Origin of the sequence: Paenibacillus sp. FSL R7-0345, assembly GCF_038595055.1 — a bacterium.
In the GTDB taxonomy this organism is placed as follows: Bacteria; Bacillota; Bacilli; order Paenibacillales; family Paenibacillaceae; genus Paenibacillus_AQ.
In genome coordinates this window covers 2,168,542-2,194,055 of the sequence record NZ_CP152002.1, presented here as the reverse complement: position 1 = coordinate 2,194,055, position 25,514 = coordinate 2,168,542, and the positions used below count along the sequence as shown (strand labels likewise).

The following is a 25,514-nucleotide window of genomic DNA, read 5'->3' as shown; positions in this document are numbered from 1 at the left end:
GTTATAGCGCCGAACGGTATAGCAAGAAGAGAGGTGAACGGGAGTGCCGGATAACAAAGATTACGGAGCTTTAACAGAAGGCGTATATTATATTCTCTTATCCCTGTTCACCCCGATGCACGGCTACGGCATTATGCAGAACGTGAAGCTGCTGAGCAATCAGCGGGTTGAGCTGGGCGCAGGCACATTATACGGTGCGCTGAGCACACTGGTGGAACGGGGCTGGATCGAGCTGCTGCAGGGGGAGCAGGATTCCCGCAAGAAGGAATACCGGATTACAGAGGACGGCCGGACTGCTGTCCGGACTGAGATGGCCAGACTTGAGGAGCTGCTGGCAAACGGTAAAAAGCTTATAGGAGGCGAACCGGAATGAGTCTCGTAAAACGCAGATTTTTCAGTGATTTTGAAAAAGAAGAGCAATGGCTGAATGAGATGGCCGCCCAAGGGCTCGCGCTAAGCGAATACTCCTTGGCACGTTACACATTTGAGGAAAGCGGCAAGGGAGAATATATCTACCGTATTGAGCTGCTGAAGAATGATCCGAAGGGAGCCGAGGCTGCTGAATATCTGCAGTTTATGGAGGAGGCCGGAGCGGAGCAGGTGCCCACTGGCAACTGGTTATGGGGCAAGCTGAAATACAATAACCTGCGCTGGGTAATCTTCAGAAGGAAAGCGTCCGAGGGCGCATTCACCATCTATTCCGATATTGATTCCAAAATCAAACACTATAAAAGAATTAACAGTCTATGGCTTTCCGTGGCGGTGATGGAGCTGATTGTCGGCTTTTTCAATATATCCCTCATGTTCGTGAACAATCCTACTGCCATTAACCGGATTAACCTTGTCGTAGGCCTGCTGCTCATCGTTCTGGGCGTATTCTTTCTTTGGATCAGTATGCCTATCCGCAAAAAGATTACCAAGCTGCAACATGACCAGCTGATCCGGGAGTGAGATATCCGTCAAGGCAAAGTTCTCTCATGTAAAAAAAGACCGAAAGCAGACGTCCCTGCCTCCGGCCTTCTATTCGATTTAATGCACCTTCTCGCGGTCCTTGCCCTTGTCGGATTCACCGGCATTTTTATTGGCGGCATCGCGGTCCTGCTGCATTTCCTCCACTGTTTTCACTTTGAGGCGTGCAGCTCCCTCATTGTCTGTACGTGTAGGGATCAGATTCCCTGAAGCCAGACGTTCCTTGGCAGCAGCAATTGCCGTCTTATATTGCGGAAGCCACTGCTCCCCGGCAACTAACATTTCGTCGACCATCTGCCAGATTTCCTTCGGATTGCAGACTGCCCCGACCAGCGGGTCCATCATGAACGCCTGACGCAGCAGCTGGTCGTCCCCGTGCACGGCTGCCTCCACCGCCAGACGCTGTACCGATATGCTGACGTTGCAGACAGCGGCCGGACCGAGCGGCAGCCCGCCGACCAGCGGCATCGAGATCCCGTTATGATCCACATAGCCCGGCGCTTCAATAATGGCATCGTCCGGCAGGTTGGCGATTACGCCATTGTTCACAACATTGAAGTGTCCCCGGTACACCCGGCCGGTCTCCAGTCCTTCTATAATATAGGAGCCATGCTCTTCCCCGCGGTGCTCCGCCGTATACTCCAGTGCCGGGTCCTTCATCCAGTTAGGAAAATCAGTCTCGAACCAGTTACGCCCTTCCGTACACACCCGCAGGTATCCGCCTGTTTCACCGTTAATCCAGCTGCCGAGATCGATCCAGTCCATAATTTCACCGCTGCGCTTGCGGTACCACGGCACATATTCGCTCAAATGGCCGTTGGATTCCGTACTGTAGTAGCCGAACCTGCGCAGCATATCAATCCGTACCTTTTCTGTCCGGCTGAATTCCGGATGACGCTCAAAGGCTTCCAGCAGGCCTGCTGTCAGATCCTTGCCTTTATGCTTCGCCGAGATATACCAGGTCTGATGGTTAATGCCCGCACAGATAATGTCCACCTCGGATTTCTCCAGTCCGTAGACTTCAGCGATCTGGTGATGTCCGTGCTGTACGCCGTGGCATAAGCCGATCGTCCGGACGCCGCCGTATTGGTTGCAGGCCCAGGTCAGCATCGCCATCGGATTGGAGTAATTGAGCAGCAGTACATCGGGCGAGGCAACCTCACGGATATCGCGGCAGATTTCCAGCATTTCAGCAATCCCGCGTTGTCCGTACATGATCCCTCCGGCACACAGCGTATCGCCCACACATTGGTCAACACCATACTTCAGCGGTATATCCACATCGGTGGCAAAAGCCTCCAGCCCGCCCATGCGGATTGTACAAAATACGTACTTGGCATCCTTCAGCGCCTCTCTGCGGTCCGTGGTGGGCTTGATCCGGATCGGCAGGCCGTTCTCTGTGATATCCCGCTGGCACAGCTCGGTCACCATCTGCAGATTGTGGTCGTTAATATCCATAAACGATACTTCAATATTGCGGAATTCCGCTACAGTAAGCAGATCTCGCAGCAGTCCGCGGGTGAATCCGATACTGCCCGCCCCGATAAAGGTCACTTTAAAAGACATCGTTATCATCCTCCGTTAAAGGTTATTCTACCTGTCCATTGTAGCAAGGAGACTAACGGAAGCGTAACCAATATCATGACCGGTTTGCAGTCAGACTGTCAACAATCCTCACCTTTCATCCGTAAACGAGCTGATTTCACTCCAGGAATAACGTTCAATGGAGTTGCGGAATTCGACCGGGGTGATGCCGGCATACTTTTTAAACAGCAGATGAAAATACTGCCTGCTGCTGATTCCGACATAGTCAGCAATTTCGGCTACCGGAATCTCGTTCTGCCCGAGCAGCATCTTGGCCTTCTCCATCCGCAGCAGGTTCAGATAATCGGTCAGCGTTCTGCCGGTCTGTGCCTTAAAAATGCGGTGCAGGTATCCCGGGTGTACATTGACAGCCGCTGCGACCTCCTTGACCTGAATGCTGCGGTCATAATTCTGGTGCAGAAACTCGATTGCCCGGCGTACATACAGCTGGGAGGGCTGCTGGCTGGCAATCAGCCGTTCGCGGTGCAGCCTGGACAGCCGGAGCAGCAGCTCAGCGAACAGCAGCTGAACGAGGCTGCCGCCCTCCTTGCCGTACTGATCCAGCTCCAGCACCAGTGCCTTCAGCACATGAAAGACCTCCTCCGGATCAGACAGCACAAGGCTGATGAACGGTTTTTGCAAAAAATCAGCCAGCTCCTCCTCCTCACAGGCCAGCCTGCTGAGTGACGGCGCAACGCCCCTGTACTCCGCAAAGCCAAACTCCACATTCAGCATCCGGCAGCCGCTGCCCGGCTCAACCATCAGCCGGTGCGGGACATTGGCGTCGAGTATAATCAGCTCACTGCGCTTCAGCCTGAACCGATCCGCTTGTCCTGCGCTGCGCACATCGACCGCACAGCTCCCGGAGATGACATACATAATTTCCGTCGAGTTATGCTGATGGAACGGCATCGTATATTGATCCCACTGCTTATAATAGTAGGCAAAAAAATGCGGACTGTATTCCTTCTCAAGCAGAGACTGCTGAAACAGGCTTCCGCTTAGCTCACTCATGCTGTTCACTCCTTTTCAGGCTGCAGACGGTACTTGCAGGTATGCCGCTAGCTTAGCTGCGCTGTACTCCGTACAATACAATATCACCTGGTCAGCAAACAAGCCTCAAATCTGCCGTAATGGTTACGGAGACAGAGGCTTGTTATATTAGGCAAATAGTTCGCTTGTTCCCGGTTCAGCCGTTATTATCCATTTGGGACAGTCAGCCCTCAAAAGAAACCAGCGACTGCTTGAGATTCTCAGCCAGCTCCTCCAGCTTCGCCGAGAGGGCAACCAGCTCCTCGCTGACGATGAATTGCTGCGATGACATCGAGGCCACCTCCTGGGTAGAGGCGCTGGTCTGCTGCACAACGGAGGTGACACTGGCCATGGATTCGCCTAACTGGTGCTGGTAGCTGTCCAGTTCAGCAACGGATGATGATGATTGGCTGATTAACTCAAGCAAAGCCTCCATCTCGCTGCGTACACTCTCAAATATAACAGAAGATTCCCGCACGGATGTAATCTGTTCCCGGAACAGCGGGTCAGCCTCGCTTACGACCTTAACCGTATTTTCAATATGCCGGCTGATCTCTTCTATAATGCCGGAAACAGACTGAATCGACTGGCTGGACTGGTTCGCCAGCCCTCTGATCTCGTTCGCAATGACAATAAACCCTCTGCCGGCTGCTCCTGCCCGGACTGCTTCGATGGAAGCATTCAATGCCAGAATATTCGTCTGCTTGGTGACGGCAATCATCGGACTCAGGATATTGCGGATCAGATGCGTGCTTTCCTGCAGTCTGGCTGAGTTTTCCTGAATCAGATTCATCATCTGCACTGTTGACTCACTTTGGGCTACCAGCATTTTCATCAGCCCGGCTCCCTGCTCACTGACAGCAAGCACCCGCTCCGCAGAGCTGTCCATAATGGTGTTAATCCCGGCCACTTCGCGCATTTTGCCGCCCATCCGCTCCACATTCCGGTTGCCGGCCTCTGCTTCCGCCGCCAGACTGGCTGCACCCTGCGCAATCTCCCCGGTCGCTTCGGCCACCTCTCTCGCGTGGCTTGCGGTTGCCCCGGAAGCTGTGACCAGCTGCTCTGACGTTGCCAGCACTTCCGCAGCCGACCTGCTGCTCTGGCTGGCCAGCAGGGAGATCTGCTCCATCATTTTATTGAAGCTGTGGCCCAGACGCCCGATCTCATCCTGGCCTTTGAAATTTGTCCGTACCTGGAGATTGCCCTGCTCTCCCTCTTCCATCAGCCGGGCCAGCTTGCCCAGCGGACGTCCGATCAGGCGGACAAGAACATAACCGATCAGCAGCGCGATCAGGGCTGCTGCCAGCACTACTGCGAAGGTTATATAGAGCAGCTTGTCAGCCGATTTGGTAAAATCTCTGACCGGAGCGTAGCCGATCAAGGTCCATCCTCCAGTAGCCAGCGGCTGGTAGACTACGAGCTGGGACTTGTCCTGTTCATCATTGGCTGTAAAGGACTGCTCCTGCCCGTCCGGTTGTTCTCCGTTCACCTGTATGTATGAGGCCTGTCCAAGCAGCGCATTCTCCGCTCCATATACAATGCTGCCCTGCGGGTCCAGAATCCGGATCTCCCCGGACTGCCCGATATGCAGATTGGACAGCACATCCGTCAAGGCGCTTCCTTTAATCTCTACCAGCATATAATATTCGGCCGCCGGGTTCTGGATATTGCGCAGCAGCCGGCCCATCGTCATGGAGGACTCACTGTACATTCCGAAGAACCCTTTATCCAGCACGGGGAACCAGACCGGCTGGCCCTTACCCTCATCGATCCTGTTGATTCTTGCCTGAATATCCTCACCGCTGCGGACAGCACTGACTCCAGCCGATTTATAGGATTCTGCATCCACCAGGCTCCGGGAGACGAGCCTTATGGCTACGAGCCGGTCGTCTGACCCTTTTACCGAGTCGAGTTTACGGCGGATGCGGTCTTCGGCTGCCACCTTGGCCACCGTTCCGGCCTCTGAATTGTTCACCAGCTCCATGTCGGCTTTTAGCGTAGAATCAACAGCAAACTGTCTTGAGAGCGCTTCATATTCCGCAAATAAAAAATCCAGCTTATCCGCTGCCTGAACAATAGACTGCGATGAGGCTGCTGCTACTTCATCCGTAATAATGCCTTTAGCTGCATAATAAGAGGTCAATCCCAGCACGGTGGACAGCAGGACAATGGTACTGAAGAGAATAACAAACAATTTGACGCCTACCGATTTCAATTGTACGTTTCGCGGCCGTTTCATCAGGTTCTCTCCTCATGACAGAAATAAACAGGGTACCCCCTTACTGAACTGCATAAAGGTGTACCCTGTTTTCATGGAAATGTGAAGCTGTAATTTTTATCCCTTGCTGGCGCCGGCGGTCAGACCGTCAACCAGAAGCCGCTGCAGGAATGCGAACAGGATCATAATCGGAACGGAGATCATTACCGCGCCGGCTGCGAACAGCGTAAAGTTCGAATTCTGCTGGCTGTTAACCATATCCCACATGCCGACTGCAACGGTCCAGTTTTCCTTGGTCCGCAGAACCAGCTTGGCGAAGATGAAATCCACCCATGGGCCGACAAACTGGGTCAGTGCCATATAGGTGATCATCGGACGCGATAACGGAAGGATAATCCGGGTAAAAATCCCGAAGTTGCTCGCTCCGTCAATCCGTGCCGCTTCATCCAGCGAACGCGGTATGGTATCCAGGAAGCCCTTGGCTATCAGCGTCCCGCCCAGCGGCGCTCCCGCTGCATATACAATAATCAAAGCCAGATGCGTATCGAGCAGATTAAATTCCTTCAGCAGCAGGTAGATGGCAATCATACTCATGAAGCCCGGGAACATACCGAGAATCAGCAGTGTTGACATCGTAGTCTTGCGGCTTTTGAACCGGAATCTTGACAGAGCGTAGCTTGTAAGCAGTGTTAACAAAACACCGATCAGCATGGAGAATACGGCAATCTTCAATGTGTTGGTGTACCAGGTGCCGAACATGTAAACATCTGAAGTAAACAGCTCTTTATAATGGGAGAGTGTGAACTTCTCAGGAATCAGCGTTTTGCTGTACAGCGATTTACCCGGACGGAAGGAGGCCAAAAGAATCCACAGAGCCGGATACAGCGCTGCAACCGCCAAAACAATCAGAATGATATAGCTGCCAGCCAGGCGTACAAAGTTTGCGAGTTTGCGTCCGATCATTGGATCATATCCTCCTCTTTAAATGACTTGGTCCGGCGGTAATTGTACAGGGAGAATCCGGCTACAATGATAAAGATGATAATCCCGATTGCGGAAGCCATATTATTTTTGTTCTGGTCAGACGTTAGTTTGTACAGCCATGTAACCAGCAGGTCAGTTGAGCCGGCATATTGATAGTTACCGTTAACCGGGCTGCCGCCTGTAAGCAGGTAAATGGCATTAAAGTTATTGATATTACCGGCAAACTGCATAATCAGTGTAGGTGCGGTTGAGAAAAGAATCATCGGCAGTGTGACGATCCGGAATTTCTGATAATTCGTAGCACCGTCTACTTCAGCAGCTTCATACATATCACGCGGAATGGTAGTCAGTACACCCATTACCAGCAGCATGGATACCGGTATCCCTACCCACATATTGACGAGGATAACCGTTACTTTAGCCCAGAACGGGTCGGTCAGCCAAGGCAGTCCGCCAAGCCCGAAATACCCCAGATACTGGTTGATCGGACCAAACTGTCCGTTGAAAAGGTTACGCATAAGCAGCAGCGAGATCATCTGCGGCACAGCATAAGGAACAATCAGAATAATTCTCCAGAAGCCTTTGAAACGGATCCCTTTCTGGTTAACCAGCAGCGCCACAAGCACGCCGCCGAAGTATGTAGTAACCGTCGAGAGCACCGCCCAGATGATCGTCCATGTTAATACTCCATAGAAAGTTTCGCTCCATGTTTTCAGGAACAGCAAATTGCGGAAGGTTTCAAATCCGACCCAGTCCACCAGCCTGGCAGGCGGGATGTGATCCGGTGCGGCAAAGTTGGTGAAGGCAAGCATGATCATAAAGATAATCGGCATAATCGTAAAGAACAGAATGCCTATGCCGGGAAGAATCAGAAACGATTGGGCAAATTTATAATCCAGAATATAACGGATCGTTTGTTTGAATGTATTGGATTCAAGACCGGCATCCCGTGCCGCTCCGATCTTATAGGCATCTCTAATGTTTGTAACCCAGGCAAACAGCAAAATGACAAAGAACAGGAGAGTAATCAAACTCTCAATCATAATAAAGATCGAGTGGTCACCTGCAACCATTTTGGCAATACCGTTTACTTTTTCAAGCCGGCTTGGAGAATCTCCCAGTGTCACAATGCCCCAAAGAGCTCTTCCCAAGTTATTAATCATATAAATAAGGCCTAGTGCCTCTACGGCCAAGAAGATAAGACCCTTGATGAATTGGCGGTTATATATTTGTCCCAATCCCATAAATACGGTCGACAGTATTGCGGCTCTCGTACGGTGTCGCTGCATTTCCCTTCCGTTCTCCTCTCCGCGCGGAATTCAGGAAACTGCCCGCCGGTGAACCTTCGGCGGGCGATTTGATTCCACAGTTTGCTATTGGTTGTTAATTGCTAAGCATTCAGGGTATTACTGGGCACCGTTGTTGAGATCTTTGATCTGTTGAACTGCTTTGTCCATTGCTGCTTTTGGATCAGCATTGTTATCCCAGATTTCCGGAAGCGCCGCATTTACAGGAGCCCATACGTTACCCATTTCAGGGATCGAAGGCATTGGCTGCGAGCTCTTAGCCTGTTCAGCAAAGGCGGATACATAAGGGTCGCCAGTGATCTGCGGATCTGCCAGTGCTTCATTGTTGGTAGGAATGGAGCCGACCAGCTTGTTCAGAGTCAGCTGGGAATCCTTGCTGGAAGCAAAGCGGGCATACAGCTTGGCTGCGTTCGGATACTGCGTATAAGCGTTAACCCCGAAAATTTTGATACCGGAGAATGTAATGGCCGGTTTGCCATTAATCGTTGGAACCGGAGCAACACCCAGGTTGTCGCCAAGTGCTTCTTTATATGCTGCAAGTTCCCAAGGACCGGTGATGTCCATCGCTACATCGCCGGTAGTGAACAAGCTGCGTTTAATGTCAGCGCTGATATCACCGCTCTTGATCGGCAGTGCTTCTTTCAGCTTGGCGAATGCAGTCAGACCTTCGATAGCACCTTCGTTATTCAAACCGATGTCATCCTTGTCAGTACCGTCTTTACCGAACAGGTAGCCGCCGGTAGTGGCAATGAAGGTGTAGCCGTAGTACATGTTGCCGACTTCCCACATAATGCCGTATTTGTTCTGGTCTTTATTAGTGAAAGTTTTGCTGAATGCCAGAACGTCATCAAAGGTTTTCGGTGCTTCAGGCAGCAGTGTCTTGTTGTAGTAGAGCGCATACGTTTCAGCCGCTCTTGGGTATCCGTACAGCTCACCGTCATAGGAGGAGCCTACGATTGAAGCTTTGGTATTCTCAGCTTTGGTCTGCTCGGCAAAAATATCATTTGGCAGCAGCAGGCTTGCGCTTGCGGCTTTACCAAGGTTATCGTGCGGGATCAGAATAACGTCTGCTGCCAGTCCGGAAGGTCCGTCCTGAGTCAGTTTGCCCACCTGATCTGGCGGCGGAATTTCCTCAATCTTAACCGGAACATTGTATTTCTCTGTGAACTGCTTAGCAACTTCTTCAGCAAACTTTCTTTCTTCTTTACTTTCCCAGACAACCAGCGATGCGCCATCTTCAGGCAGAACCTCACCGCTTACAGCTTCACCGCTGTTTGTAGCAGGTGCGTTAGTGGCTGCAGTATCTGCAGGCGCATTCGTCGCTGCTGCATTTCCCCCGTTATTGTTGTTGCCGGAGCCGCATGCGGTAATGGACGCTGCCATTGAGACTGCTGCGGTGATGACCATGAGTTGTTTCAACTTCATTACTTTAACCCCTCCCGATTTGTATATCGCTTTTGTGATTAAGATGATGCTGCAGAACATGCGCAAACGATTTCAGAAGTTTCAAAAAAAATGTATGTGTCTGCTAACCATCCTTCTGAATACGCTTCAACAAGTTCTAGAAAGCGCTTCATTCATAAATTCATAATACAACAGTAATGTTAATTGTTAAAACGTTTGCACAGTGTATATTTGACCATTTTGGCTAATTAACACGAGTTAATCATCCTTTCTCTCTAGAATTCACACGATTCCTCTTATTTATTTCTGTATACGCCATACTTGTCCTGAAGATCAGCCAAATCCGGCAGCTCCTTCAGCAAAATATAGCAATATGCTTACACGCCGCCTTATTTTCATGACAGAATGGCAGTGTCACTCGTGAAAAATAGTGCAATGGTTTGAACAAGAGTATTGTACGGGCATTTATTCCATGCTATAATCCAAACCATTATGAGCAGCCCGCCCTCCGGCGGCAGTGAAAGCACGCGCCCTTGTTCTTACAACAACTAAAAGGCCATGTTACTGATCAGGGACAACCTCGGACAAGCTTAGACTGGAGTTGTGCCTTTTTGCTGTGGGCACATTTCATAAAATTGTGTGCAACTGTGGCGCAAAAAAAGTGCCATACAGGCATAATGCGCTCCTTTCCCATTTTATCGCAGTTTTGTACGAAGAATCTCAAGGCGCTATGCTCACAAAACTTAAGCCCATGCTTCCCAAGCAAGTTTTGTACGAAGTATTCCGGGAAGCCAAGCTCACAAATCATTTAATTTAGGAGGAATTATCATGTTACTTGAAGCTGTATATCACCGCCCGCGCTTAAACTGGTCTTATGCCTATGACTATGAAACCATTCATCTGCGTCTGCGTGCCAAAAAAGGAGATCTGACAGAAGTATTCGCCTGGGCCGGGGATAAATATGCATGGGATACTACCAAAGAGCTGATTCCAATGAAGCTGTTCACCAGTGATGCGATGTTCGATTACTGGGAATGTGAATCCGTTCCCTTATACCGCCGCCTGAAATACGGATTTCTGCTGCAAAAGGGGCATGAGCGGATCTGGATGACGGAGAGTGACTTCCAGACAGAGCGCCCGGGCAATCCTAACCGGCTGTTTGAATTCCCTTACATAAACCGCGGCGATGTGTTTACTCCTCCGGCCTGGGTTAAAGATGCTGTATTCTATCAGATCTTTCCGGAGCGCTTTGCAAACGGTGATGCCAGCCTGAATCCGGAAAATGTCCTTCCCTGGGGCGGAACACCTACACCGGACAACTTCTTCGGCGGAGATCTGCAGGGTGTGATTGATCACCTTGATCATCTGACAGAGCTGGGGATTACGGGCATCTATTTCACACCAATCTTTGCCGGAACCACCAATCATAAATATGATACGGAAGACTATATGAAGGTTGATCCGCATTTCGGCGATGTGGAGACGCTCAAAAAGCTGGTCAACGCCTGCCATGAACGCGGAATCCGCGTACTGCTGGACGCAGTATTCAACCATTCCGGAAGAACCTTCGCCCCATTCGTGGATGTGCTGGAGCACGGTGAAAACTCCCGTTACAAGGACTGGTTCCATGTCCGCGAATTCCCGCTTCAGGTTGTGGACAACATTCCAAACTATGATGCCTTCTCGTTTGAGCCGCATATGCCTAAGCTCAATACAGAGAATCCTGAGGTAAAGGAATACTTGCTGAAGGTTGCCGAGTACTGGATCAAAGAGGTTGGCATCGACGGCTGGCGTCTGGATGTGGCCAACGAAGTGGATCACGGCTTCTGGCGCGAATTCCGCAAAGTTGTCAAAGCCGCCAACCCCGACGCCTACATTCTCGGTGAAATCTGGCATGAGTCTGCCCCGTGGCTGGAGGGGGATAAGTTCGACGCAGTCATGAACTACCCGTTCACGGATGCTGTGCTTGACTTCTTTATCAACGGCTCGCTTGATGCTGAAGCTTTTGCCAATGCGATCGGCAAGCAGCTGTCGCGTTATCCGCTGCAGGCCAGCGAAGTCGCCTTTAACCTGCTGGACAGCCATGATACCGCGCGCCTCCTGACTCTCGCCGGCGGCGACAAGAAGAAGTTCAAGCTGGCTGCGCTGTTCCAGTTCACCTTCATGGGCACGCCTTGCATCTATTACGGCGATGAAGTCGGCCTGGACGGTGATAACGATCCGGGCTGCCGCAAATGCATGGAATGGGACCCGGCCAAGCAGGATCATGATCTGTTCAGCTTCTATCAGAAGCTGATTTCGATCCGCGGCAGTCATCCTTCCCTGCGCAGCGGATCCTTCAGATTCCTTGAAGCCGGCCGCGGCGGAAGCAAGGTTGCCTTCGAACGCAGCATGGGCGATGAAATCATCATTGTCCTGATGAATACGGAAGAAACTGCCCAGACTTTCCGGCTGAGCGTCGAGGAGCGCAGCTGGGAGAACCTGTTCACCGGCGATTCCCTGCGCGCGGAACGCGGCACATTGTCTGTGAAGCTCCCGGCATACGGGTACACGGCGATTAAGGCGGTTTTGTAAGACTGCCGTCTGCCACTCAAGAGCTGGCCGGTAAACTAGTTGGATTTTCGGCACTTAATTCTATTATTTTCCAATATCTCTGATGCCTAAGTGGAAAAATGCCATCTAATTCAGGCGAAACCCGCCTTCCGGAGCTCATTCTGCAAAATTAAGTGGCGTTTTTCCACCTAAAATCTCAAACAAGGCAAATGTTTATGAATTAAGCTGCGAAAATCCACTTAGCTAAGTCAGCACCTGCCGTGCAGGCAGCATTCTCCCTGCATTGATCAAGCTGGCTTCCCGAAACAAATCCAAGCCAAACAGCACTCTTCAACAATCGAAGAGTGCTGTTACGCGTCGGCCGAGATAAGCTCATCTACCACAGAATAGCATTTGGTATTTATCTGCAGCATCTGCAGACCCTCATAATCAGATCCTTTTATCCAGATCCCTCTAATCAGGTTTTTTCTCATCATGACTAATCCATACAACGCAAAGCAGCGGTCCCCGGTACATTGGGATCGCTGCTTTGCTCGTTCATTTAATCAGCTATTGATTTCACTTAGCCAGCAACTTGTAAATAACCTGGGCGCTTTCTGCGCGGGTCATATTGGCCTTAGGCGCAAACTGGTTGCCTTCTCTGCCCTGCACCAGTCCAAGACCTGCGGCTGTATTCACATACACCGCTGCCCATGGGCTGATACTGCCAGCATCCGCAAAGCCTGCGGAAGCAGCGCTCTGGCTGATCTTCTGCCCCTGCTTCACTTCCAGCGCACGGATGACCATAGCCGCCATTTCCTCGCGGCTGATCGCCGCATTCGGCGCAAAGAGTCCGGAGCTGCGCCCCGAAACAATGCCCTGGCTGACAGCTGCAGCCACATAAGGAGCATACCAGGCATCCGCCTGCACATCGCTGAATGTGGACTGGCCTGCTGGCTCAATACCCAGCGCGCGGATCAGCAGCGCAGTAAATTCCGCACGGGTAACCTTAGCACCCGGATTGAATGCTGACGCAGAGACCCCCGTTACAATCTGCTTGGCGCTCAGTGACTTCACAGCCTGCGAAGCCCAATGAGAAGCTGGTACATCTGTAAACGATTTGTTCAGCTCAAGTGCCGCATATTTGCTGAAATGCGTTACCTGTGCTGTAATCCGTTCACCGTTAAATACGCCGCGGACATACTCCAGGCTATTGTTCTCACCAACATAGAACACACCTGTCAGATCTTTATCCGCACTGCTGCTGATGGCAAAGGACAGCTCTACCGGTGCAGCGAATGTGGATACCGGAGTACTTGTGCCGTCCTTCTTCACTAACGACAGTGAGAAATCATAAATCTTCGATGCTGCACTAACTTTGGTAAAGGTATTGCTCAGCCCGTTCACCAGAGTGCTTGCCGCATTATCCTGCAGCGGACTTACACTAAACTGAATCTGTGCGCCTTCCGCATCAGCTCCGCTGAGTGATTTCTGGAGCTGGAGCAGTACTGCGTTCGGCAGGGTTACACTTAATCCGCCCATTTGCAGTTCAAGAGCGTTCGTGCCCAAGGCTGCTGCAGCCTGAACAGGCAGCAGGACAGATGTTGCAGCTGCAGGAATTTCCAGGACTACTTTGCCGTCCTTGGCATTCTTCAGACTGTCTGCACTGATGGTATGAGTATTCTTCTGTTCAGCCGGAGTAACCGTTGTGCCTGCAGACGGATTAGACCCCGGCACGGATTGGGGCGCCGCTGCCAGAATAACGGTCCCCCCGTCAGCTCTGCCCGGCAGATCCAGTGTCACCTTCCGGTCAGTAGATACTGTATACGTCTTGCCGCTGTATTCATCTGTTACCTTCGCACCTGCGGCAAACGGTACAGGAATGCTTACAGACCCTGCCTCAGCTTTGGTATTAATTACTGTGACAACATTCTCATTAGCATACTGCTTGTCAAACGCCAGATATCCCAGCTCATCCGAGCCTGCCAGTGTTGTGCGGGTTCCCTTGGAGAACACCTTGGAATACTTGGCACGGATATTCAGCAGCTTCTGGTAATGGTCGTGCAGCCCTTGCTCCGCAGTCAGCTGATCCCACGGCATATCGCTGCGGTTCTCACTGAACTGTCCTTGCGACATATCGCCGGCATTGCTTCCGGAACGGCCGAGCTCTTCGCCGTAGTAGATTACCGGCTGGCCTTTTGCCGTAATCTGCAGCGCGGCTGCGATCATCAGCTTGCCTTTATCGCCGCCTACATAATCGGAGAGGAAGCCGTTCTCGTCATGGCTGCTCAGGAACTGGGCCATAGTCTTCGTATTGTCCAGCTTGGCTTCACGGTCCTGCAGATAAGCATCCACTTCTGTAATTTTGCCGTCCGTGAAGCTCTTGGCTGCGCCTTTAAATCCGAAATCAAGCAGACTGTCCATCTGGCCGGACTGCAGGTTTCCGCCGTCGCTGTCTATCGTCCCGCCGAAATACTCGCCGACCAGTTTAAATTCAGGGTCGATGGCGGTCAATGCATTCTTGAATGCTTTCCAGGTTGTGCTCTCCACATGCTTGACCGTGTCCACACGGAAATAATCGATCGTGTCCCCGCGGTCGGTCCGCGCATTGTCAAGCCATCCGGTCTGCCAGTCAATAATCTGCTGGCGCACCGCAGGATCTTCCGTCTTGAAGTCCGGCAGTCCGGCCAGCTCGCCTTTAACCGGATCGGTATCCGAAGATACGCCATCCGTGCGGAGCATGCCGTCGAAGCGCGCCTTATCTTCAGCCGTTACTCCTTCTTCGTTGTCACTCTCCTTGAGCCCATAGCCTGTATGGTTGAGGACAACGTCCACCATAATTTTGATGCCTCTGTCATGCGCCTTCTCAATCAGTTCCCTGAAGGTATCCATGTCGCCCAAATGCTCATCGAGCTGGGTGAAATCCTTGGCCCAATAGCCATGGTAGCCGTACTGGACGCCGCCGAAACCAGCACCTTTGTTGAAGTCGATATTGTCGACAACCGGCGTAATCCAAAGTGTATTAATGCCGAGCTTCTGCAGATAATCGAGATGATCGATCATGCCCTGGAAATCGCCGCCGTGGTAGGCTTCCAGATGGCTTTTATCCACATTCTCATTATTCGTCGGGTCACCGTCGGCAAACCGGTCAGTCAGCGCAAAATAAATCCGCGCCTCATCCCAGTCAAAATCAAGCTTATCCCCGCTGTAGGTTCTCGCTTTAACTTCCAGCGTTGCCGAGCCTTTATGCGTATTTCCGTACTCGTCAATCAGCGTAAGCGGAATGGTTTTGATTCCTGCTGCCACTGTATCTTTTACCGCCACTGTCTGCTTCATCAGTCCGGTATCGATCTGCACCTTAGCCGGTCCGCCAAGCGCGGTCAGATCCATGTAGCCGTCTTTGTAGGAAACTTCTTCTGCTGAAGCTGCGGTAATCGTAACAACCGCATTTTCATTCGAGCTTACCGCTTGCGGTTCTACTGCCGCAGTAATCTTAACCTCCGGTTTGTGGTAGGTAACTGAGGATTCGCCGCCCACCGTATTTTTCGGATCAGCCAGCTCCTCGGTTACCCCGTCCTTGGTGACAAGGAAGGTGTATTTGTACGTTCCTGCTTCTACACCTGTCAGCTCGTAGCTAAACCATTCGTTTGCAGCATCGTAAATCATCGGATATTCGGCACCGTTCACCTTTACAGCAACTGCTTCGATATCCTGCTGATTACCGCTGCGGAACAGCGCTTCATCACGGTACATGAAGGTAATTGTTCCGTCCTTCATCACCGGACCGCTGATAAACGGCTTGATATCCAGCTCCTTCACCATACTGGTGACGATGACCTTGGTATAGCTCTCGCCTGCTGTCAGCGGAATGACCCGGTCATCCGGATAATCCTGTTTGCCGGTATTCCAGTCGGTGCCCTTGCGCAGAACAAAGCCTACACTGGTCGCATTCGGAGCAACCTCAATCAGCACGCTGGCCTTACCGTCCTTAAAGGTAGTGAAATCAATTTGATCGTTCTTCGCACCTGTGTTCCAGACCCAGATATTCCAGTCGGAATAATCCTTATCTGTACGCACATACGTAAACTCAACATACCGTTTGGTGTCTACAGCCTCTGTTACTACCTTAACCGATACAACAGCGGATTTACCGCCATAAGTAACCGTAATATGAGCCGTTCCGGCTTTAACCCCAGTTACAACACCCTGTGCCGACACGCTGGCTACTTCCGGTTTGTCAGAAGTATAGAGGGCGGTTTTGGTAATATTACGTTTGCTTCCATCGTCATATTTGGCATAGGCAGCTGTCTGATGACTTGTGCCCACCTGCAGTGAATATGCTGCATTGTCTGTCTCTACTGAAGTAAAGACGGCTGCCGCTGCATCCATACGGATAATCACCGCAGTAAGCGGCTGCAGCTGAATCGATGTGCCGGTAAGTGCAAACCCGCTCTGCTCTCCGGCCGGAATGGCCGTCACTCCTGCCTGGTCATCATCAGCAAGAACAGTACCTTTAGTCAGATCCTCAGACAGCGTAAGGGTTCTGGCTTCATCATCAGCGTTAACGAACACATAGTAGTTGCCTGTGCCGTCGGTTGCTTTATTCTTGTAGCCGATTACGAGATCCGTTGCCTTCATTTCCGGCGCCTGGATCAGCGTAACATTGGAATCCACCAGACTTTTGTCACCCAGACGGAAAGCATCCGAGGACTTTCTGAGCTGAATCAGGCCCGCTGTATAATCCTTTGTTGTGTTCTGTACCGGATATTTCACTTCGTCCGTTACTTTAGACCAGTCAAACATGTTGACTGCATCGGAGGAATCATAGGAATCATGGATAAAATAGCCAAAGGACTGGCCATTCGCATCCTTCATCTCGGTATATTTCTGTTCAGGCACGCCTGTACCCAGCCATTGCTTGGTACGCCCGTATTCCTGGCCTGCCTGCATAAAGGCCGTTCCCTGCGAAGTCAGCTCCAGCGTGTTGCCGAGACGAATCCGCTGCTGGATTTCCAGCTCGTTGGCCGGGACCGCCGGGTCTTTCTTAATAGACTGCGCAATGACATCATGCAGGGTCAAATTGTCATGGGCCTCGATATACGGCACCACATCACCCGGATCATCCGCAGGAATGTTAGACGGCTGGGCTTTGATATTATTCAGGATAGTCGCAATGGAACGCGCTCCCCCTGTAATAAATCGAGGCTCTCCCTCCGAACCGTAACCTGACTTCAGTTCATTGCGGAATTCATCGGAGAAAACACCGACGCTGTCCGTCTTATCCATCCAGAGCTGGTCAGCTCCCTGGCCGGCAAGTGAAGGGTCTGAAGCTGCACCACCGAACGTAATCCAGCCTTCACCGATAAACAGCGCCTGCGGATTGATCGCCTGAGCCGCATCATAAGCCGCCTGCACCGCGTCCTGTGTGGCATCACCCATCATATCCCAGCGCATACCGTCGATTTTGTACTCGCTGAACCAGTATTTAACGGAATCAATCATCAGCTTCTCGGCCATTTTGTGGTTCGTGGCCAGGTTATTGCCAAAGCCGCCGATAAAGTTGCCGCTCGCATCCTGGAACGCGTAGTAGTTTGGCACAATGTCGTCCAGGAAATCTTTTTTGGCCATGTGAGTGTAGACAACGTCCAGAATGACACCCATTCCGGCCTCATGCACTGCATCGATCAGGCCCTTCAGCTCTTTGATCCGTGCCTCGGGATCAGCAGGATTTTCTGAATAGGCACCATCCGGGGAGAAGTAGCTGTGCGGATCATAACCCCAGTTGTACTCGTTATTTTGTGCAGAATAGGCTGTTTCTCTTTCGCCCATCTTCGTTTCATCCCCGTAATACCAGGCCATCACCGGGAGAAGCTGAATATGGGTAACACCCATCGACTTGATGTAATCCAGCTTTTTAGCAAAAGCATCATAGGAACCCCAGCGCTCGCCGTTCAGACTGCTCTCGATCGAGACATCCGAAGTGAAATCGCGGATATGGACTTCGTAGATAACGGCATCCTCACGTTTTTCGTAGCCTTCAATATCTGCCGGATGAACCTCCGCAGGATTGGTTTTGCTGAGATCAACGATTGCCGCTTTGCCGACCATATCCCCGTCAGGACCGGCTGCGCCGCTGGAATCAACCGTAAATACGGCCATTGATTTGGCGTAGGGGTCAAGCACTGGCTTCGTAACGCCGTGGTTGGTTACTTCATACTGGTAATAATAGCCGCGGACATCCTTTTCCCCGCTTACTCCGGTGATATCCGCCGGTGTAAGCTCGGCAGACCATACCCCCTGCTCGCCTTGAGTCAGACTGACCTGGCCGACATGCTCGGCGGAATCAGTCTTGCTGTACACATTGACTGTAACCGAGCTGGCCACAGGCGCCCAGAGTTTCAGCGTTGCCGATTTATCTGCGGCATGATAGGTAGCCCCCAGATCATCGCCGGTGTAATTGTACATCTCATCGAGCATTCTCCAGCCGCTGGACGCAGATATGGTTTTGCCGGAATAAGTTACACTCAGCGGTGTTTTTTCCAGGTCAAAAGCTGCCGTATCCACTTCAACAGACGCCGTGCCGGTAATTCTCACTGCTGATACAGCAATGGCAGCGCCGTCCTTATCTTTAACTGTGATTGCACTCTTCAGTGTCGCTGCATCTAGTCCGTCAGTAAGTGTAAATCCGAGCAGCAGCTTGCTGGCGGACAGCACTTCAGCCGATACCAGCCCTATAGGCTGTTCGCCGAACGGAGAGACATATACCGTGTTGTCGCCTTCTTTGATCCATAGCTGATTGTAGCGGTCAAGCAGACTGAACGCCTTATCTCCGCCGTCCTTTGCTTCATTTGACGGGTTAACAACAAGGAAGCCCAGCTTTCTGGCATTCTCTTTTAGCGGAACATCTACATAAGCACCGAAACGGTCTGTATTCCCAGCCGGGAACATAACAGCATCTGTCGGCCATTTTGCCGGAGCCTGCGCTACATCCTCCCAGGTCCATAAACCGAATTCGCTCTGCTTGTGATCGGCTCTGCTGTAATGAATCCGGACAGTATTTGCAGGCAGACTCACCGGTTCGTACGGGGTCACTTGATCGCTGCCCTGCTTGATCCAGATTTCATTGGTCTGCGGCGTGTTGATCAGGAAGGTTTTATCTCCAGCGTCTTTAGCCTCATTGGTGCGGTTAACGACGAGGAAGGAGATTTTTTTGGCGCCTGCTTTAAGCGGAATATCCACATAAGCACCGTAGGCATCTGCCTGCCCTTCAGGAAAAGCAGCCGCACCCGCCGGCCAGCCTGCAGAAGGTGACGTTACATCATCCCACAGCCATAAACCCTGATCGGCATAATCGCCAGCCGGACGATTGTAGTGAATCCGCATACTGCCTTCCGGAACAGGAGTCACGATGCCCGGGTCAACAGGTGCTGTGAATTTGGCATTCACCGCATGCGTGTGCGCATTGTACTGGAAGGTAACCGGAAGATCCGCAGGCAGGTTAAGATTCTGCTCGTCTGCGGGATAGGATTGATCATCCGCCGCAGTAGCTCCCGGCACATAGATTTTGTAAGCATAATCTCCCTTAGGCAGATTCACCGTGTTCTCGTAAACGCTGTCAAAGTTATAATCAGTAAGGAAAGCGCGGGCATCTGCCGCAGAATGATCCTTTGCATCTCCCAGCTCTGTCTGCAGGGAGCCCACCAGTCTTGGCAGTTTGTCCTGGGCAAGCGGTGTGTAATACGTGGAGTCTGCTATTTTCTTGGTAATATCGTTGTAGTAAAAAGTTACTGCGGTCTCCGCCGCCAGTGTAAGTACAATATTGCCTTCTTTGTCTACGCCCTGAGGATTGGTATAGCTGCTGTATCCGTAGCTCTCATCCCATTTACCGTTCAGCGCAACTTTATATTCATAAGTGCCCGCCGGCAGTGTTCCTGTGAACATATAAGTACCGTTATTCATATACGTCATTTCAGTGACGGTCGTATCCGGATTCCAGTCTGCCGTCTGATTGGTTTCCGTGGACAGCTCCGATTGAAGCGTGCCGACCAGAACCGCTCTGCCTGCCGCCGCCTGTACCGTTGATACCGGAAAACTAAAATAAGAGCACACCAGAACAACGATCATACTGATGGCGAACACCCTTTTGTTCCATGAAGCCAGTTTCATTCCAAAAAGCCCCCCTAAATATGAGATTTGCTCCGCTGTACGCGGGTTTGCATTATGCCGTGAATGGGTTCACTTTCCGCTTCGGCTGCTTAGACCGTATTAAGCCTCCACCCTCCTTCTCAAAATAAAAATGACGAACCATTTAAACCCGTAAACATTAGCGCAAACGTTTGCAAAAGAAAGCAAAGAAAGCTGCAGTGAACTAAAAACAGTCTTTTCAGCCAAATCTGCATTAAAAACATGATTGTAAGCGCTTTTAAACCTTGTTTACCATATTAATCCTCAATTTAAAGCGTTGTCAACTGTAATTCCCCCTTTTTCAAAACATTTTACAAGCTGAGTGCTCTGAAAATATTTTCAGGATGTTGCACATAATTGCACAAACATTTTGCGAGAAAGCTTACAATCGAACGTTTTCACAGGTGAAAACCGTTTGCACACCTCCCTTCTGGGCTATGAATACCAAATTGCCGTTTTGCGCCGCTGAAACCCCTTTATTGTTCTGGATTACCTGATCGGGCTGTAAAATCATGCGAAATCAGGACGCAAATCGTCAATATTATTCTATAAACGCAGTAAAACAGCTGGCTGCAGGACTTTTTCTATTTACAATTATCAGCACTTCGATTAATATTACTGTGTAAAGCAAACGGTTCCATGAAGGAGGTTTCTATGACAGTTACCATCAAGGATGTGGCTAAGAAAGCGGGAGTTTCTCCCTCCACGGTATCCCGGGTGTTGTCAGGTCATCCCAGAATCAGCCTAGAAACTTCCCGTAAAGTGAAAACGATCATGGAGGAAATGGGCTATACTCCGAATATGATGGCAAAGAGCCTGGTTTCGAAAACAACCAACAGCATTTGCATTATTCTGCCGAAGCCGGCTGAGGAGCTTTTCTCCAATCTGTTCTTTATGGAATTGATCCGCGGGATTGTCACCCAGTCAAGCCGTTCAGGCTATGATGTGCTGATCAGCTCCGGAGCCAACGAGAAGGAAGAGCTCGAAGCTGTTTCCCGGCTGCTCAAGGGACGCCGTGTTGACGGCGTTATTCTGCTGTATTCACGTAAAGATGATGCGGTTATTGATTTTCTCGAATCCGGCGGCTATCCCTTTGTCCTCGTTGGACGAAGCGACCGCTATGAGGATATATTATCCGTGGATAATGACAATGTCATGGCAGCCTTTGATGCCGTGAATCATCTGATTTCCATGGGTCATGAGCGTATCGGCTTTGTCAGCGGACCACCCAATCTGATTGTTTCGCGCGACCGTCTTGAAGGATACCGCAAGGCTATGCAGAGCAGCGGTCTGGAAATGCGGCCCGAATGGATTGTGGAGGGTGAGTTTCTGCAGGACAGCGGCTACCGGGCGATGTCTTTCTTTATGAATCTCCCGAACCGCCCGACAGCACTGGTCGCGGTCGATGATATGGTCTCTTTCGGCGTATTGCGCGGACTGAATGAGCTGAAATACAAGGTGCCTGAGGATCTGGCGATTGTCAGCTTTAACAACATCCCGCTCTCGGAATTGTCCAGCCCGCCGATCAGCAGTATCGACATCGGTATTTATCATCTCGGATATACGGCTTCCCAGGTACTGATCCAGACTATCAAGAAGCCGGACAACGATCCCGGATATACGAATCGTTTTGTCATTCCCCACCGACTGATCGTGAGAGAGTCGTCTATGTATGCTCCAGGGAAGAAATGATCCAGATTCTGAAATAAATGAAGCAGTCTGTTGCTTCATTTATTTTTTCGAATATTGTACAAACGTTTGCGCTGAATTTCGGCCACAGCTCTACAAAACCGGAACCCTCTTACCGAATCTAGTTCTATACACAAAAAACGATGTAAGCAAGCGCTAACAAAAATCAGTTCATGCTTCAGGAAGTATGGCTCACAAAACTTAGCCCATGCTTACGAAGCAAGTTTTGTACGAAGGATTTCAGGAAGCGCAGCTCACAAAACTTAGCCCATGCTTACGAAGCGAGTTTTGTACGAAGGATTTCAGGAAGCGCAGCTCACAAAACTTTTAGGAGGTTCAACATGTCAGAAATCAAAGCCTGCCTGTTTGATTTGGACGGCGTACTCGTCGACACCGCCAAATATCACTTTATTGCCTGGAGAGAGCTTGCCGAGCAGCTCGGCTTCGTATTCACCGAACAGGACAACGAACAGCTCAAGGGTGTCAGCCGGGCCGCCTCGCTGAATATTCTACTGGAGATTGGCGGACTCACGTTCAGCGAAGAAGAGAAAGCACGCTTTGCCGAGCAAAAGAACAACCGCTATGTCGAATACATCTCCAAGATGGACAGCTCCGAGATTTTGCCGGGTGCCCTTTCCTTTCTGCAGGAATGCCGCGAAGCCGGAATCAAGGTGGCTCTGGGGTCTGCCAGCAAAAATGCAATGGCCATCCTGAACAACACCGGCCTGACCCCCTACTTCGATGCAATCATCGACGGCACACATACGAGCGCTGCCAAGCCTGATCCCGAAGTTTTCCTCCTGGGTGCCAAGGCCGTAGGCATTGATCCTGAGCATTGCGTCGTGTTCGAGGATGCAGAAGCCGGAATCCTTGCCGCCACCCGCGCCGGCATGCGCAGCATCGGCATCGGCTCACCGGAAACACTGTCCGAGGCGAATGTGGTTGTCCCTTCCCTCGCCCAGGTCAGCACCGGCCAGCTCCGGGAATGGTTCGCAGCGGTTTGATCCATATTAACCGGTAATTGTGATATGAAGCAGTTTCTGCCCTACTCTTTTATAAAATGAATTAAAAATACGTTATTAGTATTATGGTGACGAAGCTGCGGCCGGAAGTCCAAACGTTCTGTGCAGTAGCGCCACTGTTACCGTAATAGTAATACAACTTCTTTGATTCATTCTTATATCTTCATCCCTCATTTAAAAGGAGCCAAAAAACAATGAAACAATATCTCAAAATCGATGAATGGTCCATCATTGAAGAATCCTTTGATCCGCATACCCAGGAAATTTCCGAAAGTATCTTCAGCATCGGGAACGGCTACATGGGCGGCAGAGCCAACTTTGAAGAGCAGTACAGCGGCCACAGCCTGCAGGGCAGCTATATGGCAGGTGTCTATTATCCGGATAAAACGCGGGTCGGCTGGTGGAAAAACGGCTATCCGGAGTATTTTGCCAAGGTACTGAACAGCACGAACTGGATCGGCATTAACATTGATATCGACGGCACACCGCTTGATCTGGCAACCAGCACCGTGACCCAGTTCCGCCGTGTTCTTAATATGAAGGAAGGCACACTGCTGCGCAGCTTTACAGCTGAGCTGGAGGGCGGCAAGCAGGTACAGGTGGAGAGCATCCGCATCGTCAGCATGGCCCGTCATGAGATCGGCGCGATCCGTTATGCGGTTACTCCGCTCAATTTCGCCGGAACACTGGCCGTTACTCCTTACCTCGACGGAGACATTAAGAACAAGGACTCCAACTATGACGAAAAATTCTGGAATGAAGTGGAGAAGCAAAGCGGCACGGAAGGCGGCTACCTGACACTCAAGACGAAAAAGCTCGATTTCCATGTGACTTCGGCTTTTGCTTTTGACATTTTGGTTAATGGTGAAAAGGTTACCGCCGGCGCTGAGGCGCTGGAGCAGGAGAAATATGTGGGCAGCAAAGTGGAGCTTTCTGTGCAGTCCGGCGACCAGGTGGTTATTTATAAGTATGCCGCCAATGTCACTTCCCGCAATTACGGCCTGGGCCAGCTGGTTGAAGCCGCTCAGAACGCCTTGTCCGCTGCCCGTGAAGCCGGATTTGTTACCCTGCTGAATGAGCAGGCTGCCGCCTGGGGCGACAAATGGAAGGAAAGCGACATTATTATTGAAGGAGACGCGTCGGCGCAGCAGGCGATCCGCTTTAATATTTTCCAGCTGAATCAGACCTATACCGGTGAAGATGACCGTTTGAACATCGGGCCTAAGGGCTTTACGGGTGAAAAATACGGCGGCAGCACCTACTGGGACACAGAAGCATACTGCGTGCCGTTCTACCTGAGTACGGCGGATGCCAGCATTTCCCGCAACCTGCTGATCTACCGCTATAAGCATCTGGAAAAGGCTAAAGAGAACGCGCGCAAGCTCGGCTTCAAAAAGGGTGCGCTCTACCCGATGGTGACCATGAACGGTGAGGAATGCCACAACGAGTGGGAAATTACGTTCGAAGAGATTCACCGCAACGGGGCAATTGCCCATGCTATCTATAACTATGTCAACTACACTGGCGACAAGGCTTATCTCGGCCAATACGGACTTGAGGTTCTGGTGGAAATCTCCCGCTTCTGGGAGGAACGCGTGCATTATGCGCCGCGCAAGGACCAGTATGTAATGCTGGGTGTTACCGGGCCGAACGAATATGAGAACAACGTCAACAACAACTGGTACACCAACCGGATCGCCTCCTGGACGATGGAATATACGCTCGAAGCACTGAAATATCTGCAGGAAAATGAAGCTGCCCGTTACGCAGAGCTGGCTGATAAGCTGGAGCTGCAGGACAGTGAAACTGCCAAGTGGAATGAAATCATCAGCAAAATGTACTATCCGTCTGACGAGGAGCTCGGCATCTTCCTGCAGCAGGACGGCTTCCTTGATAAGGAGATTATTCCGGTGAAGGAAGTAGCTCCTGAGAATCTGCCGCTCAACCAGAAATGGTCCTGGGACCGCATCCTGCGCTCCTGCTACATCAAACAGGCGGATGTCCTGCAAGGGCTGTACTTCCTGGGCGACCGCTACGATCTGGATACGAAAAAACGGAATTTCGACTTCTACGAGCCGATCACCGTTCATGAGTCCTCCCTGTCCCCTTGCATCCATGCCATTCTGGCCTGCGAGCTGGGCTACAAGGAAAAAGCCTATGAAATGTACCTGCGTACTTCCCGGCTGGATCTCGACAACTACAACAACGATACGGAAGACGGCTGCCACACTACAAGTATGGCGGGTACCTGGATGTCGGTTGTACACGGCTTCGGCGGATTGCGCGTACTGGCAGACCGGCTGATCCTGAACCCGTCCAACCCGGGTCACTGGACCGCCTATTCGTTCAAAATCATGTTCCGCGGCTCACGGCTCAAGGTTACCGTTACTGATGCGCAGGTTACTGTAACGAATGAGACCGATGTACCGGCGGCAATCACGATCCACGGCAAAGAGTATACTGTGAACGGGCTAAGCAGCGTCACTGCTGAAGGTTCCTCGGTAACGGCATAATTTTTGGCGGCCCCGGGACTTAGGTCCACGGGGCTTTTTATATGGGCACACAATTTAACATATAAAGGAGTCGTTA

At 51.1% G+C, this 25,514-nt stretch carries 13 protein-coding genes; 6 read left to right on the top strand and 7 right to left on the bottom strand.

Features of this window, described 5'->3' with window-relative positions:
- Positions 1 to 43: 43 nt before the first annotated feature.
- Complete coding sequence (locus NST84_RS09115) at positions 44 to 373, top strand: helix-turn-helix transcriptional regulator (protein ID WP_342565277.1); 330 nt, start codon at positions 44 to 46, stop codon at positions 371 to 373.
- Complete coding sequence (locus NST84_RS09110; protein ID WP_342565276.1) at positions 370 to 951, top strand: DUF2812 domain-containing protein; 582 nt, start codon at positions 370 to 372, stop codon at positions 949 to 951. Before NST84_RS09115 ends, NST84_RS09110 begins: the two co-directional genes overlap by 4 nt.
- Before the next feature lie 78 nt (positions 952 to 1,029).
- Here the strand turns inward: NST84_RS09110 and NST84_RS09105 are convergent, their stop codons facing one another.
- The 6 genes from NST84_RS09105 to NST84_RS09080 form a co-directional block, all read right to left on the bottom strand.
- On the bottom strand, positions 1,030 to 2,535 hold the full coding sequence (locus NST84_RS09105) for an alpha-glucosidase/alpha-galactosidase (RefSeq protein ID WP_342565275.1): 1,506 nt from the start codon (positions 2,533 to 2,535) through the stop codon (positions 1,030 to 1,032).
- 108 nt (positions 2,536 to 2,643) lie between these two features.
- Positions 2,644 to 3,567: an AraC family transcriptional regulator gene (locus NST84_RS09100; protein WP_342565274.1), complete on the bottom strand. Its 924-nt coding sequence runs from the start codon at positions 3,565 to 3,567 to the stop codon at positions 2,644 to 2,646.
- A 202-nt stretch (positions 3,568 to 3,769) separates the two neighbouring features.
- Positions 3,770 to 5,824 carry a methyl-accepting chemotaxis protein gene (locus tag NST84_RS09095; protein ID WP_342565273.1) on the bottom strand — a complete coding sequence of 685 codons (2,055 nt, stop codon included), beginning with the start codon at positions 5,822 to 5,824 and terminating at the stop codon, positions 3,770 to 3,772.
- Positions 5,825 to 5,920: 96 nt separating this feature from the next.
- On the bottom strand, positions 5,921 to 6,766 hold the full coding sequence (locus NST84_RS09090; RefSeq protein WP_342565272.1) for a sugar ABC transporter permease: 846 nt from the start codon (positions 6,764 to 6,766) through the stop codon (positions 5,921 to 5,923).
- Positions 6,763 to 8,076, bottom strand: coding sequence for an ABC transporter permease subunit (locus tag NST84_RS09085; protein WP_342565271.1), 1,314 nt, complete (start codon positions 8,074 to 8,076; stop codon positions 6,763 to 6,765). Before NST84_RS09085 ends, NST84_RS09090 begins: the two co-directional genes overlap by 4 nt.
- 117 nt (positions 8,077 to 8,193) lie before the next feature.
- Complete coding sequence (locus tag NST84_RS09080; RefSeq protein ID WP_342565270.1) at positions 8,194 to 9,519, bottom strand: maltose ABC transporter substrate-binding protein; 1,326 nt, start codon at positions 9,517 to 9,519, stop codon at positions 8,194 to 8,196.
- Between the two features lie 807 nt (positions 9,520 to 10,326).
- Between NST84_RS09080 and NST84_RS09075 the strand changes: the two genes are divergently transcribed.
- Complete coding sequence (locus tag NST84_RS09075; protein WP_342565269.1) at positions 10,327 to 12,072, top strand: alpha-glycosidase; 1,746 nt, start codon at positions 10,327 to 10,329, stop codon at positions 12,070 to 12,072.
- 537 nt (positions 12,073 to 12,609) lie between these two features.
- Here NST84_RS09075 and NST84_RS09070 read toward each other — a convergent pair.
- On the bottom strand, positions 12,610 to 20,196 hold the full coding sequence (locus NST84_RS09070) for a pullulanase (RefSeq protein WP_342565268.1): 7,587 nt from the start codon (positions 20,194 to 20,196) through the stop codon (positions 12,610 to 12,612).
- A 672-nt stretch (positions 20,197 to 20,868) separates the two neighbouring features.
- Here NST84_RS09070 and NST84_RS09065 point away from each other — a divergent pair.
- The 3 genes from NST84_RS09065 to NST84_RS09055 all read left to right on the top strand — a co-directional run bounded on the left by NST84_RS09065 (position 20,869) and on the right by NST84_RS09055 (position 25,438).
- Positions 20,869 to 21,906, top strand: a complete 1,038-nt coding sequence (locus NST84_RS09065) for a LacI family DNA-binding transcriptional regulator (RefSeq protein ID WP_342565267.1) — start codon at positions 20,869 to 20,871, stop codon at positions 21,904 to 21,906.
- A 338-nt stretch (positions 21,907 to 22,244) separates the two neighbouring features.
- Positions 22,245 to 22,907, top strand: a complete 663-nt coding sequence (gene pgmB / locus NST84_RS09060; RefSeq protein ID WP_342565266.1) for a beta-phosphoglucomutase — start codon at positions 22,245 to 22,247, stop codon at positions 22,905 to 22,907.
- Between the two features lie 212 nt (positions 22,908 to 23,119).
- Positions 23,120 to 25,438 carry a glycoside hydrolase family 65 protein gene (locus NST84_RS09055; RefSeq protein ID WP_342565265.1) on the top strand — a complete coding sequence of 773 codons (2,319 nt, stop codon included), beginning with the start codon at positions 23,120 to 23,122 and terminating at the stop codon, positions 25,436 to 25,438.
- Positions 25,439 to 25,514 lie beyond the last annotated feature (76 nt).